Source organism: Chitinispirillales bacterium (assembly GCA_031254455.1).
In the GTDB taxonomy this organism is placed as follows: domain Bacteria; phylum Fibrobacterota; class Chitinivibrionia; order Chitinivibrionales; family Chitinivibrionaceae; genus WRFX01.
In genome coordinates this window covers 1-13,138 of record JAIRUI010000025.1, presented here as the reverse complement: position 1 = coordinate 13,138, position 13,138 = coordinate 1, and the positions used below count along the sequence as shown (strand labels likewise).

The 13,138-nt window shown below is 38.2% G+C and carries 14 protein-coding genes; 6 read left to right on the top strand and 8 right to left on the bottom strand.

From position 1 onward, the window contains the following. The 3 genes from LBH98_01705 to LBH98_01695 all read left to right on the top strand — a co-directional run. The coding region (locus LBH98_01705) for a gliding motility-associated C-terminal domain-containing protein (GenBank protein ID MDR0303473.1) at nt 1-305 on the top strand (305 nt) is incomplete at its 5' end. A 129-nt stretch (nt 306-434) separates the two neighbouring features. Then, the gene (locus LBH98_01700; protein ID MDR0303472.1) at nt 435-1,031 is read left to right on the top strand and encodes a hypothetical protein; all 597 of its coding nucleotides are present in this window, start codon (nt 435-437) and stop codon (nt 1,029-1,031) included. Nucleotides 1,032-1,260: 229 nt separating this feature from the next. After that, a complete protein-coding gene (locus LBH98_01695; GenBank protein ID MDR0303471.1) occupies nt 1,261-1,464 on the top strand; it encodes a HEPN domain-containing protein in 204 nt (67 codons plus the stop codon). A gap of 19 nt (nt 1,465-1,483) precedes the next feature. Here the strand turns inward: LBH98_01695 and LBH98_01690 are convergent, their stop codons facing one another. The 4 genes from LBH98_01690 to LBH98_01675 are packed head-to-tail and all read right to left on the bottom strand — an operon-like array spanning nt 1,484 to nt 4,737. Further along, nucleotides 1,484-2,071, bottom strand: coding sequence for a pseudouridine synthase (locus LBH98_01690; protein MDR0303470.1), 588 nt, complete (start codon nt 2,069-2,071; stop codon nt 1,484-1,486). Then, nucleotides 2,059-3,186: a glycosyltransferase family 4 protein gene (locus LBH98_01685; GenBank protein MDR0303469.1), complete on the bottom strand. Its 1,128-nt coding sequence runs from the start codon at nt 3,184-3,186 to the stop codon at nt 2,059-2,061. Before LBH98_01685 ends, LBH98_01690 begins: the two co-directional genes overlap by 13 nt. 56 nt (nt 3,187-3,242) lie before the next feature. Beyond that, nucleotides 3,243-4,235 (bottom strand): 4-hydroxythreonine-4-phosphate dehydrogenase PdxA, encoded by a 993-nt coding sequence (pdxA, locus tag LBH98_01680; protein MDR0303468.1) that lies wholly within the window; start codon nt 4,233-4,235, stop codon nt 3,243-3,245. A gap of 37 nt (nt 4,236-4,272) precedes the next feature. Continuing rightward, complete coding sequence (locus LBH98_01675; protein MDR0303467.1) at nt 4,273-4,737, bottom strand: PIN domain-containing protein; 465 nt, start codon at nt 4,735-4,737, stop codon at nt 4,273-4,275. A gap of 468 nt (nt 4,738-5,205) precedes the next feature. Between LBH98_01675 and LBH98_01670 the strand changes: the two genes are divergently transcribed. Then, the gene (locus LBH98_01670) at nt 5,206-5,667 is read left to right on the top strand and encodes a hypothetical protein (GenBank protein ID MDR0303466.1); all 462 of its coding nucleotides are present in this window, start codon (nt 5,206-5,208) and stop codon (nt 5,665-5,667) included. Here LBH98_01670 and LBH98_01665 read toward each other — a convergent pair. Then, on the bottom strand, nt 5,664-6,389 hold the full coding sequence (locus LBH98_01665) for a 16S rRNA (uracil(1498)-N(3))-methyltransferase (GenBank protein ID MDR0303465.1): 726 nt from the start codon (nt 6,387-6,389) through the stop codon (nt 5,664-5,666). The two genes, LBH98_01670 and LBH98_01665, sit on opposite strands and share 4 nt — an antisense overlap. Nucleotides 6,390-6,522: 133 nt before the next feature. On the opposite strand from LBH98_01665, the gene ppdK reads away from it, so the two are divergent. Both ppdK and LBH98_01655 read left to right on the top strand, forming a co-directional pair. Then, a complete protein-coding gene (gene ppdK / locus LBH98_01660; GenBank protein ID MDR0303464.1) occupies nt 6,523-9,279 on the top strand; it encodes a pyruvate, phosphate dikinase in 2,757 nt (918 codons plus the stop codon). 182 nt (nt 9,280-9,461) lie between these two features. Continuing rightward, nucleotides 9,462-9,713 carry a hypothetical protein gene (locus LBH98_01655; protein ID MDR0303463.1) on the top strand — a complete coding sequence of 84 codons (252 nt, stop codon included), beginning with the start codon at nt 9,462-9,464 and terminating at the stop codon, nt 9,711-9,713. Nucleotides 9,714-9,767: 54 nt separating this feature from the next. Here the strand turns inward: LBH98_01655 and LBH98_01650 are convergent, their stop codons facing one another. From LBH98_01650 to LBH98_01640, 3 genes are all read right to left on the bottom strand, one after another. Continuing rightward, nucleotides 9,768-10,724 carry a glycosyltransferase family 2 protein gene (locus LBH98_01650; protein ID MDR0303462.1) on the bottom strand — a complete coding sequence of 319 codons (957 nt, stop codon included), beginning with the start codon at nt 10,722-10,724 and terminating at the stop codon, nt 9,768-9,770. A 60-nt stretch (nt 10,725-10,784) separates the two neighbouring features. Continuing rightward, entirely contained in the window at nt 10,785-12,758 is a 1,974-nt protein-coding gene (locus tag LBH98_01645; GenBank protein MDR0303461.1) for an FkbM family methyltransferase, read from the bottom strand. Nucleotides 12,759-12,854: 96 nt separating this feature from the next. Next, nucleotides 12,855-12,947 (bottom strand): transposase, encoded by a 93-nt coding sequence (locus tag LBH98_01640; GenBank protein MDR0303460.1) that lies wholly within the window; start codon nt 12,945-12,947, stop codon nt 12,855-12,857. Nucleotides 12,948-13,138 lie beyond the last annotated feature (191 nt).

Here is a 13,138-nt window from a genome sequence, read left to right as displayed (position 1 = left end):
CGATCGCCAAACCGCAGAAATCAGACAGGAAGTACGGAATAATACTTGAGAAGGCTGTTGTTTCTCAGTCTGCAAAGATTTCGGTAAAAACTCCCGAACAGACGCAAGTTACCCTTATTATTTATGACAACATAGGTAATGTGGTGTTTGAATCAAAAAGTAAAAACAACAAGGAGATTGAGTGGGATTTGACGAATAATGCGGGCAGGAATGTGGCGAACGGTACTTATCTGATAATCGCTGAAGCGAAAGGTGCAAGCGGAAAAACATATAAGTATTCGACGAAAATGGGTGTGAAACGATAATACGATGACTGAATTGCTTCGCTACACTCGCAATGACGGGGCGGTATTAAACAAACGGGGCGCAGAGAGATTTGCGCCTCGTTTTTGTTTTGCGGCGAATATTATATTATACGTAAAAGCGAGGTTAATATGGAAGAGTGGAAAGAACGACTTGACAGAATTGAAGCGTTGACGGAAGATAATGCGAAAAAGTCAGAGAAAGATTTTGCCGAATTGAGGAACCAGCAAAAAGAAATCGGCGAACTGCAAAAGAAAACTGATGAACAAATGAAGAAAACCGACAAAAAATTAGACCGGCTTGACGAAATAGTGAACGGGGTAAACAACAATATCGGTTATCACGCAGAGCGGTATTTTCAAAACGTATTCAAAAAGAAATTATCTTTCGGTAAAGAAACGTATGACTATATGATTCCTAATTTGGAATATAACAAAAAAGGAAAATCCGCGGAATTTGACATTGTTTTGGTTAACGGTAAATCAGTGGCGATTATTGAGGCGAAAAACAGAATACATCCGAATTTTATTAAAGAAATAGCTGTAAATAAAGCGTCTCAGTTTCGTAAATATTTTCCCATCTATAAGAACTACGAATTATATCTTGTAGCGGCGGGTTTTTCGTTTGATAAAAGCGTAATTAAAGAAGCGAAAGCTTATGGTGTAGGAATAATCCGCCAAGTCGGCGACGCGATAGAAATAGACGATGAAAATTTGAAAGTCTATTGAATATTTTCGAGTTGAATAAACGACGGAACGCAGAGAGATTTGCGCTCCGCTTTGTTTTGGCGGGAAATAATATTTGGTTCAATCCTATTGATGTGGTTGCGAAAAAAATGCTTTTTCGAAGAAAGAAGCGCCTTTGCGTCAATAGAGAAAAAGGTTAAAAAAGACGGAATTCTTTTGTATGCAAGATAACAAACTTGTTTGAGAATGGGTAAAATTTGCTTCGGATGATTTGTTTGTGGCGAAACATCTTTTTTATGAAGTAAGTCCGAAACAATTATATATTTCCTGTTTTCATTGTCAGCAATGTACGGAAAAAATATTGAAAGCGGTTTTGTTAAGTTTTGATTGGGAATTGTTAAAAATCCACGATTTGAATATGTTGTGTAATTTATGTATTGAACGAGGCGGTTCTTTTTTTGTAAAACGAAATTAAAAGGATAAATTACAATACCTTAGTTCTCCCCTATCGTCAACAGAGTTCTTGCTTCTCTCATGTTCGTCGGGCAAACAATTTCTTTGTATTCTCCGTTTTTAATTCCGTCTATGCTTAAACTTCCGATACTTTTTCTTACAAGCCGCAATGTCGCAAAACCGACCGCAGCGGTCATTCGGCGAACCTGACGGTTTTTACCTTCGCAAATTGTAATTTCAATCCAACTGTCCGGAATATTTTTACGGAAACGTATCGGCGGCGTCCTTTCCCATAAAGAAGGAACAGGTATTTTCTTTGCTTTTGCCGGAAGCGTTTTCCCGTCTCGTAAAAGCGCTCCTTTACTCAATTTTTCTATCGCTTCGTTAGAAATCTCACCTTCTACTTGAACCAAATATGTTTTGGGAAGTTTATGTTTCGGCGACGAAATTAAATTTTGCAGCCAACCCAAATCCGTAAGCAAAATAAGTCCTTCGGAATCGTAATCAAGCCGCCCGCAAGGATATACATGAGGAATTTTCAGAAAATCGGCAAGCGTCTTTCTTTTCTGTTCGTCTCTAAATTTTGAAAGAACAAAATATGGTTTGTTAAACAGAATTAACTTTGGCATAAATCTTTTGAGATAACTTTTTTAAGCAAATCAAATGTCTCGTCGGAAGCGGTCTGCCACTTGAATTTTTTAGCCCAATCTCTGCAATTCAAAGAAAGTTGCGCATATTTTTGAGAGTCTTCAAGCAACATGCTTATTTTCTTCGCCGCGTCGTCAACGTCGCCGAACTTATACAAAAGCCCAGTTTTTGCGTCACTTACGCTATCGCACAATCCAGGCGCGTTATTTGCGACAACAGGAACTCCGCAGGCGTTTGATTCGATAACGGTAAGTCCCCATCCTTCTTTGAAACTTGGTTGAACAAGTAAATAAGCGTGTTGCAGCAAACGCAGTTTTTCGTCTTCACAAATAAATCCCAAAAGTAAAATTCTTTCGCTTAAATTGTGCTTTTCAATCCATTTTTGCAGTCTTTCCCTAAACGTTCCGCTCCCCGCGATTTTCAATTTCAAATCTGGAAATTTCCCTGATATTTTTTCAAACGCTTCACAAATATCCAAAACGCCTTTGTATTTTTGCAATCGCCCGATATAAAATAAATATTTTCCGTTTTTCTCAACGTTTCTTTCTGCTGCGGGAACGTAAAAATCGTAGTTTATGCCGCAATAAATTATTTTAATTCGTTCGTCTTTTATTCCGTAATATTTTAATTCTTTTTTTGCGGAATCGCTGACAATCGCAAACTGCTCCTTTCGGTAAAAAAAGCGCAGCATTTGTTCTCCGAGCCACACGACGCTTGCTACCGGGAACGGCGCTTCATGAAAAATTGACGTCAGCCAAAGGTGATGCATTTGAATAAGTTTTGGACGGCTGGTCAGTAACGGAGTAAAAAGCGGCAATTTGTTAAACACTTCGTAAATTATATCAGGCAAAAACCGTTTTTCATATTTTTTGAAATTTTTCCACACCTCAAGCGGATACGTAGTTTCACTGCCGACGCGAATAATTTTAATTTCGTTTATGTTTTCTTCACGTTCACAGCCGATAAAGCTCGACGAAATTACAATTACTTCGTTGCCTGATTTTGCAATCGGTTCAAAAATTCCGTGCATATGAATTTCAGCGCCGCCCGCCCGTGGATGCCTTATGTCGCGCCAGTTAAAAATCAGTATGTTCACCGCAAATCCTTTCCGTATTTCGCATTCATACAAACAAAAATAGTATTTTTACAAAATCAGAGTTTTTCCTTAAATTTTGCCATCCTGTTTGCATCGTCGATTGCGAAAAGTAAACTTTTTTCGTTTGAAACACCCTTTCCGGCTATATCAAAGGCGGTTCCATGTCCTACCGACGTACGAATTACCGGCAGTCCGACGGTGATATTTACGCCGGATTCAAAATCACGGGATTTCAACGCAACAAATCCGTGATCGTGAAGCATTGATACGACTCCGTCGTAATTTCCGTTGAACGCCGAAACAAATACCGTGTCCGGCGCAAATGCGCCGTTTGCATTTATTCCGTTTTGTTTCGCCCATTCTACCGCGGGATTTATACGCTCAATTTCTTCTCTGCCGAAAAGCCCGTTTTCACCCGCGTGCGGATTTAACCCTGAGACCGCGATCCTAGGATTTTTTATCCCGAAAGACATAAGCGCCTCATTCAAAAGAAGAATGTTTTGCTTTACTTTTTGCGTCGAAATCAAATCAATCGCTTGACGCAACGAACAATGAGTCGTGCAATGAACAACCGAAACGTTTTCTACCTTAAAAAGCATAGTAAAATTTTCTGAGTCGTACTTCTCTGCAAAAATTTCGGTATGCCCCGGATAATTATGCCCTGATAAATGCAACGCTTCCTTGTTAATCGGGCAGGTAATTACCGCGTCGATTTCACCGTTCTTTGCCGAATTTATCGATTTTTCTATATATTGAAATGAAGCTTCTCCGCATTTTGCCGAAACTTTACCGGTTTCAAAGTCGTTTCCTGCGACGGGAATATCAATAACGCAGATTTTTCCGCTTTCATATTCGCTCGGCTGCGAAATTGTTTTAATTTCCGGTGAATTTATTTTAAGGGTTTCTCTGTAAAATTCCAAAACACGTTTTTCACCTATCACCAAACATTTGTAATTTTCAAAAAAATCTTTATGAGAAAACGCTTTAAGAATCACCTCCGCTCCGATACCGGCGGGGTCGCCCATAGTTATCGCCAAAATCGGTTTCATATTCTTCTCTTGTATAATGAAAGTTCTTGCCCCAATTTTATATAAGCATAGTAGGAGTATAAACCCCCATTTCCCTGTATCCCGCAACCGCATTAACGCTTTTAACTTCGCAAATAGTTTTGTAATTTACAATACACCTGAAATTCCAAGAAACAATCATATCACAGTTATAAACACAAGCGTAAGCGATATGTTTGCAGTCATCAAAATTTCTTTCCGTCAAAATTCTACCTTCGGCGTATAATTTTGCCAATTCTTCCACTTCTTTGCTTTCAGGCAATAAATTTATACAAACTTTATCCATATGTTTTTGTATAATGAAAGATTTCTCGGCGTTATAACTTTTAATTTCTTCCATCACTACCGGAGACACGAAAATATCGTATTCGCCTTCTTGCGCTTTTTCCCAAAATTTAAGCGTATCGGCTGTTTGTTCTGAAGAGCCCTGCTGGTCAAGATAACTTATTACCGACGTTTCAAGATATATCTTGGGTCTTTTCATGGTTATTTCCTTAGGCTCTACGATAAAAATATTTGTACAAAACCGTTACGAAAATACAATATATTCACAACGCCCCGCAAGTAAAAATTACAGAGAAAATTTTTAAAATAATATTAATTGAGTTATAAATCCAACTCGTAACCTTCACTCTTGTGTTTTTGAAAGACATAATATTATTTTACCAATACCACAAATATGAGTTACGGAATCTTTTTTGTTTCCGTAACAAATGTTAGTTCTTTTATTTCTCTAATTGTAATTGATTGTAACAAGGCAATCTTCCTTTCGGTTGTTCTGCCTTTCTGTTACAATCCTTGCAATAGGTACTTTTCTACGACGTGCCGAGAAGGACTAACAATTAACTCATATTTGTGGTGAATTTGATTATTGGGCAGAGCAACCTCTTTTCTCAGGTAAGCAGTCCAAAAAAACTTAACTTGCGCTAAACAGCGCAGAAATGGAGTTATTATGAGAAATTTTCTCAAAACGGCGATTGCGTGTTTGACGTTGTGCGCGGGCGTGTTTGCTCAAAACGTGGGTATAGACCTTTCGGTTCAGGAAAATCCGCAGGAAAGGTATGAGCATTTTAAGAAAATGAAAAATGTCGGAACCGGACTTATTATCGGCGGAGCGGTTTTCGCAACGACAGGAGTCGTTATAGCGGCGGTTCATGCGGTCAAAGCGGAAGATTATGTCGCTTCTTCATCGGGCGGATATAATTATTTTTATACGGATGAAGATAAAGATAATTATGACAAAGAAGTTCTGAAATCCGCCGGCTGGATAATCGCTTCAAGTTTAGGATATACTGTAATGCTCAGCGGTATTCCATTGAGAATTGTAGGAAGAATAAAAGCAGAACAATGGAAGAACAAAATTCCGACTGCGTATATAATTCCTAACGGTGCAAAATTGGTTTGGAATTTTTAGGAATATAAATATTGTCCGACCGCCGCCGCCGCCGCTACCGCCGCAAGTTCGCTGCGAAGCCGGTATTTTCCTATACGGATTTTTGTCGAATTTTGAGAAAGCAGATTTATTTCGTCCGACGAAAATCCTGCCGGCGGTCCTACAAAAATACAAACCGATTCGGGCGTTTTATCTTCTCGAACTATTTCTCCGATACGTTTTCCGTCAAAATCCGCAAGTAAATTCAATTCGCAATTACTTACGAAATCACCCAGATTCACAGGGTTTTCAATATTCGTAACATACGGATTAAGCGATTGCTTTATCGATGAAATAACTTTTCTTTCGCATCTTTCCAAAGTTTTTTCCCATCTGCCGTCTAAGTAATTTTTTTGGCAATTCCGAGTCACCAGCGGAATAATTTTTTTTACTCCTAGCGGCGCAAGCATTTCGCAAATCGTCTCGAATTTATCTTTGTCCGGCAATCCGACCGCAAGTGTAATTCCTAAGGAAAAAGGCTTACAAAATTTTGAAGAAATTATTTCGCACAAGGCGCTGTCTCTTTTTATTTTCACGATTCTGCATTCAAAAATATTTCCCTTACCGTCCGTTATTTGAATTTCATCGCCTTCGCAAAATCTCAAAACATTTGAAATATGCGCAAGCTCGTCGCTGTCCAAAAGAATAACGTTTTCGTTTATGCTTCGACTGAAAAATAAAAAATGCGTGTCTTTTTTGTTCATTTTCACTTTCCGGTTTTCTATTAAAAATACTTTATCCGCAAAGTCAAAAAAATTACTCTTTTATCCTTATGAAATAAATTATATTTATACGGGAATTTTACGATAATTACAATTTTTTTATTTGGAGGTATTGATGTCTGAAAAGTACATCTACAAATTCGGTGAAGGAAAAGCCGACGGGAATGCGAAGATGAAAGATACGCTTGGCGGCAAAGGCGCAAATCTTGCGGAAATGTCAAGCATAGGAGTGCCTGTGCCTCCCGGATTTACTATCGTCACGGACGTATGCGACTATTATTACAAAAACGGGAAAAAACTTCCCGACACGCTCAAAACGGAATTGAACGAACACATCGCTATTCTTGAAAAACGCAAAAACGCAAAATTCGGCGATCCGAAATCTCCGCTTTTGGTTTCCGTTCGCTCGGGTGCAGCGATGTCTATGCCCGGAATGATGGACACTATTCTCAATTTGGGAATCAACGACGACGTTTGCATAGGTTTGGCTAAAAAAACCAACAACGAAAGAATGGCGTGGGACTCCTACCGTAGATTCATAAATATGTTCGGCGACGTCGTTATGGGAATCTCTCACGAAAAGTTTGAGCGCGAACTTTCGGCGGTTAAGAAAAAACGCGGCGCAAAATTTGATACCGACCTTGACGTCGAAGGACTTAAAGAAGTAGTTGCGGCGTATAAGAAAGTTTACAAAGACAACGCAAGTGCGGATAGCGCTCCCGTTCAGAAAAAAGCCGGCGAAGAGTTTCCGACCGACGCCAGAGTCCAGTTGGAAAAGGCTATTATGGCGGTTGTCGGTTCGTGGATGTCGCCCAGAGCGGAATTTTATCGCACAAAAGAAAAGATTTACGGACTTAAAGGAACCGCGGTAAACGTTCAATCTATGGCGTTTGGGAATATGGGCGATACTTCCGGAACCGGCGTAGCGTTCACAAGAAATTCGGCAGACGGAACAAACGAATTTTACGGCGAATTTTTGATTAATGCGCAAGGCGAAGACGTCGTCGCCGGAATCAGAACTCCGATGCACATTTCCGAAATGAAAAAGGTATGGAAAGACATTTATAAGGAATTGGACGGCATCCGCTTGAAATTAGAAAAGCATTACAAAGATATGCAGGACATTGAATTTACCATTGAAGAAGGCAAACTTTATATGCTTCAGACCAGAAACGGTAAAAGAACCGGTATGGCGGCTGTAAGAATCGCTTACGATATGGTAAAAGAAGGTTTGATCGACGAAGAAGAAGCGCTTTTGAGAGTTTCCGGCGACCACCTTAATCAATTGTTGTTTGATGTTTTAGACCCAAAAGAAAAGAAAAGAGCCGTCGATGAAAAGCGTGTGTTTGCAAAAGGACTGCCGGCTGGACCGGGCGCCGCTTGCGGACAGGTCGTTTTTAATGCGGAAGACGTTGTAGAATGGAAGAAACAGGGTAAAAAAACAATACTTTTCAGACACGAAACATCTCCCGAAGACGTAATAGGAATGGCGGATTCAGAAGCGACGGTAACGTCTACGGGCGGTATGACGTCGCATGCGGCCGTTGTCGCTCGTTCATGGGGAAAGTGCTGTGTAGTCGGCGCAAGCGAAATGGAAATCAACTATTCGACCAAGACTATAACTGTCGGCAAAATCGTAATTAAGGAAGGCGACGTCGTCGCCGTTGACGGAATTACCGGCGAATTGATTTTGGGCGAAGTCAAAAAGACAAAATCTCCGGTTATCGCGGGGCTTGTCGATAACGACGAAGAAGCGAAGAAAACGGAAGTTTACAAAATGTTCGTCAATCTTATGAAATGGGCTGAAAAAACAAAAACCCTTAAAGTTCGTGCAAACGCCGATTCTCCGCGCGACTCGTTTGTCGCAAGAGCGTTAGGCGCACAAGGCATAGGACTTTGCAGAACCGAACACATGTTCTTTGAAGGTGAAAGAATTTGGGATATGCGCGCGATGATTTTGGCGGAAACGCTTGAAGACCGCAAAAAAGCGCTTGATAAACTTCTTCCGTATCAGAGAGCGGATTTTGAAGGTTTGTTCAAAGAAATGGACGGGTACGGAGTAACTATTCGTTATCTTGACCCGCCGCTTCACGAATTTTTGCCGCAAGACGATGAAGGTCAAAAAGAAATGGCGGAACGTCTGCATATTTCGGTGGAAAAAATCAAGAAAAAAGTTACGGATTTGCACGAACAAAACCCGATGCTTGGTCATCGCGGCTGCCGTTTGTCGATTACATATCCAGAAATTTGCGTAATGCAGACGACGGCGGTTATCGAAGCGGCTTGCAGAAAAGAAAAAGAAGGCGTAAAAGTATTTCCCGAAATAATGATCCCTCTTATAGGTAAAGTCGAAGAGTTTCACTATTTGGCGAAAATCGTTCGTGAAACAGCGGATAAGATTATCGCCGAAAAAGGCGCGAAATTTACATACACCGTCGGAACTATGATTGAAATTCCCAGAGCGGCTATTATCGCAGACAAAATTTCAGGCGGCGACGACGGCGCGGAATTTTTCTCGTTCGGCACAAACGACCTCACGCAAATGGCGTTCGGTTATTCTCGCGACGACGCAGGAGTGTTTATTTCGGATTATATCGAAAAGAAAATCCTGCGCGAAGACCCGTTTGTCGCTATCGACCAGGAGGGTGTGGGCGCGCTTGTAGAAATGGGCGTAGAAAAAGGCAGAAAAGGCAGAAAGAAACTTAAATGCGGCGTTTGCGGAGAACACGGAGGCGAGCCGTCTTCGGTTAAATTCTTCCACAGAACCGGACTTGATTATGTTTCCTGTTCGCCGTATCGTGTGCCGATTGCACGTTTGGCTGCGGCGCAGGCCGTTATCGAAGAAAAAAGAAAAGCGAAGAAAAAGAAATAAGCGTTATTCAATATTCGTTTTACAAACAACGCCGCCGCTTAATTTCTTAAGCGGCGGCGTTTTATTTTGATACTTAAATTTTGCCGGTCTTATTTCGTTGGAGAAATCGAAAAGGAATAATCAATTGCCACAGTTATTAAAGTATCCTTTCCCTAAAAAACTTTTCCAATTACTTATGTGAAATTAATTTATTTTTTGAATGGAAACTGTATCTTAATTCGTTTAGAAACATCGGAACGTTTCACGAAAGAGCGATAAATTTTATTTTTGACGAACTTACCAGAAATCTTTCGCCGCGCTGGCTTCGCGTAGTAGGAAATTTTTTTCCGCGCGGTAACGTGAATACGACGGTGGTAGTCGAAAGCCCGACTTCTCGTCCCGCCTGCGCCGAATCTGTTTTTGAAAATTTAAAATCGCACGCCAGAGAATTTTAGACAAAATATACTTTTGACAAAATGATTTTCAATCAAATTTGCTTTTTAGATATTTTAAATCTCCTTAATTTCTAAATATTCTAAACCTTTTCCTTTTATCTTATTTATTTCCCTGCTTTTAACAATTTTTTGATATTTTTTTATGACAAAACGTATTTCTTTCAGGCCTTTTGATATTTCTTTCCCGCGAATGATTTTAAAGAAAATTTCAATCAATCGTTCCTTTAAAATCTTTTTTGTCAACAATATATTTCCATATGTAATAGAAAAGATTATATCGGGATCAAGAGGGTTGTTGGCTCTAAATGCTCTATCATGACAAATTGTTGTCGTCGGAACTATCCCGATTTTTAACTTATGATATATTACTCTTTGGCAATAGTTATTATCTTCTCCATAGTGTTTAAACATAATAGTGTCAAATCCTCCAACTATTTCAACACATTTTCTTGTTATTAACCAGGCGGCTGCATTTACAAAAAAACTTTCATATAAAATCGGTTGTTGATATTTTAAATATAAACATTCATAGGCGCAAATCGTTGTCGAATTGTAATGAAAATAATTTCTAAAATTTTTATCAAAACCACTTTTACTGCCAGTTAGATGAATCGGACTAAATATTCCAAACTCCTGTTTTTTTTCGGCAACTGTAATTAAAATTTCTAAAGTATTATGTTCAACCCACGCATCTTGATTCAGTAAAAAGAAATAATCTTTATTGTCATTGTAAGCGATATTCAAACCTATATTATTTGCTTTGGCAAATCCGACATTTTCATCGTTTTGTATAATTTTAATTTGTTGGAAATTTCGGCTTATATAATCTATGGTATCATCCGTGGATTTATTATCAACGACAATAATTTCTAATGGGATAGATGATGTTAACAAACTTGAAAAGCATTTGTCATACCATTCCTTTTTTCCGTTGTAAGTTACGACAATAACCGTACAACGTACATTTTTACGATCTAACTGTGGCGTGGGGAGGGAAGTAGGTATTCTCATCATTTCCTCATTTTTTGTTATTAAAAATAAGTTTTGCTTATACGAAAAATCAATACGTTTTTATTTGCTTTCATTAATTTTTTTAGCTCGAATCAAACCTTTTCTGAAATATGGTTCTTGCAATCCGATTTTATCGTAAATAAAAAGCATGTGTCCGTTTGAAAATTCCGTATAAAATCCGTACTTTTTCAAAAAAGCGTCAAATTCATCTGCGTCGTTTTGTTTATGATATGTGCATAAAAGCAAACGTAAATCTTTGTTTTTCAATAAATTCGGCATGCCGCAAAGCATCGACATTTCAGAACCTTCAATATCCGCTTTAATGAAAGTGATATCCGTTCTGTTTTCCGCGACAAAATCATCTATTGTTATATTTTCATTTTCAGTCCAAATTCCGACAAATTTATTTATTATACGGACTTTCATTTTAAACGGTTCAAATGTTTTATACAAAGCGTTCGTCCATCCTTTGTCACATTCAAACAGATATACGAATTTCGCCTTTTCGACATTATCCAGTGCCCATATTCCTTCCGCCGCGCCAATATCTGCAATAACGTCATTTTCTTTGACTTCAAATCCGTCGGCAATATAACAGTGTGGAGAACGGCGGTTTTGCTCCAACATTATGCCGATATAATAATTTTTCACTCTTTCTTCCGTCCAACCATGCGGAAAGTACATTTTTTTACCGTTATGTAAAACAAAATACATAGAATTGTCTTTGTCATAAAACGCTTCGGAACTTACTCGTTCTTTAGTGTAACGATACGGAAAAACACAAAACGGATTTTCGTTCAAGCATTCGATAATTTCTTCTTTTTCTTGTAGAGCAAACATATTGTTTTCCGTTTTAAGCCAATTCAGTACAATTGAGTTGTTTTTCAAATGCAAATCCGTATTTCCCCTGGTAAGCAACGGTTTTGTCAAGTCAAACTCTATGAATTTGAAAGGTATATTTCCGTACATGGAAGCAATTCTAGGAAAACCGCTTCTATACAAAGGTTGGGGTGCAAAACAATATGTTCTTTGTCCAAATGAAATTAAAAAGAAATCAATAAAACTTAACATTTGAGTCTCTTTGTTTGAAATATCAATATTAGGATGCGATCTTTTCCCTTCGACAATATAAATATTTTCCATATCTTTTACCGTTTCTCTAAAACGAACGCTATCGGAACAAACTAATATTGTTTTTCCTTTCTCTATATCGCAGATTACTTTCAGATTTTTTATACACATTTCAATTAAAACGTTTTGTTTTTCTTTTGTTAAAGCATCATATCCATATTCTTCAAAATCGCCAAGCAATGATTGAAATCTAAAAACAACAGAAATATAATCGCCGTTTATTTTTTGTTTGTGAAAATCAATTCTTTCTTTTAATTCGTCCGATAAAACAAACAATTCATTGAATAATTCACTAAATTTTCCTAATACCAAAGGTTCTGCACTATCTAAATGGCATTGAATTTGACCGTATTTCCCATTCAAACCAATCAAAAAATTCTCAAACTTAGATCTGTCGTAAAAAGTAATTGTTTCGGGATACAAGTATCTGAGATTTGATGTTAACATTGACACGGAAATCGTTTTCTGCGAAAAAACTACGTCTTTTTCTTCAATACGCCAATCGTATTTGTTTGGAGTCATAAAATCAAGTAACTTAAAAGGTTTTGTAAAATTTATTTTGAAATTGAAACCGTTATCTTTTGCTATTCTATAAAGAGCAAGCATAGCGCCAAGTCGTGCAACCCATCCTCCTTTAATTCTCGTATCGTTTGCCATATAAATTAATGTTGTCTGTTTTTGATTTTTTGCTGCAACACTCTCAAGTATTGCAGTAAATCTCGGCGCAAGAATTTCTTCGTTTGTCCCTTTTATCTTTTCGATATTTAATTTTACCCGCTCGGAAATGTATTTCATAGATTCCGCTATTCCATGAGACGGCGTTTCTCGTAAAAAATTTTCTAAAACCTCAAGTTCTTGAAGAACTAACGATTTCTGTGCGGAGGGGGGGGTAGGTATTCTCATAATTTCCTCGCTTTTTGTTCTTAAAAATAAATTTCTCCCAAACGAAAAGTCAATACGTTAAATAAAACCTTATTTTCGTAAATCTTCATCCTTGCTTCAGCGATTTACTCTTACATAAATAGTGTGCCAATTACCAAAATGTTTGGGCAATGCATGCCACTTATAACCGTTTTCCGTTATATGAAGTATAGCATTTGCAAGTTTGGTTACTCCAGTATTAGCGAGGTAAATACGGCTCTATACGCTTAACCGGCAATCATAAATTTTTTGATTCGCCGTTTTCCTTGCAAAACACAAACAACGTTGTAAAAATTATTTTTCCCGAATTTACTTGTTTATGCCCAAAAACCGGTTATCCTGATTTTGCTTCAATCGAAATT

Excerpts from the sequence above, each read along its gene's own strand:
- LBH98_01700 (MDR0303472.1), top strand. The coding sequence starts at position 435 with ATGGAAGAGTGGAAAGAACGACTTGACAGAATTGAAGCGTTGACGGAA.
- LBH98_01690 (MDR0303470.1), bottom strand. The coding sequence starts at position 2,071 with ATGCCAAAGTTAATTCTGTTTAACAAACCATATTTTGTTCTTTCAAAA.
- pdxA (MDR0303468.1), bottom strand. The coding sequence starts at position 4,235 with ATGAAACCGATTTTGGCGATAACTATGGGCGACCCCGCCGGTATCGGA.
- LBH98_01675 (MDR0303467.1), bottom strand. The coding sequence starts at position 4,737 with ATGAAAAGACCCAAGATATATCTTGAAACGTCGGTAATAAGTTATCTT.
- LBH98_01670 (MDR0303466.1), top strand. The coding sequence starts at position 5,206 with ATGAGAAATTTTCTCAAAACGGCGATTGCGTGTTTGACGTTGTGCGCG.
- LBH98_01665 (MDR0303465.1), bottom strand. The coding sequence starts at position 6,389 with ATGAACAAAAAAGACACGCATTTTTTATTTTTCAGTCGAAGCATAAAC.
- ppdK (MDR0303464.1), top strand. The coding sequence starts at position 6,523 with ATGTCTGAAAAGTACATCTACAAATTCGGTGAAGGAAAAGCCGACGGG.
- LBH98_01650 (MDR0303462.1), bottom strand. The coding sequence starts at position 10,724 with ATGAGAATACCTACTTCCCTCCCCACGCCACAGTTAGATCGTAAAAAT.
- LBH98_01645 (MDR0303461.1), bottom strand. The coding sequence starts at position 12,758 with ATGAGAATACCTACCCCCCCCTCCGCACAGAAATCGTTAGTTCTTCAA.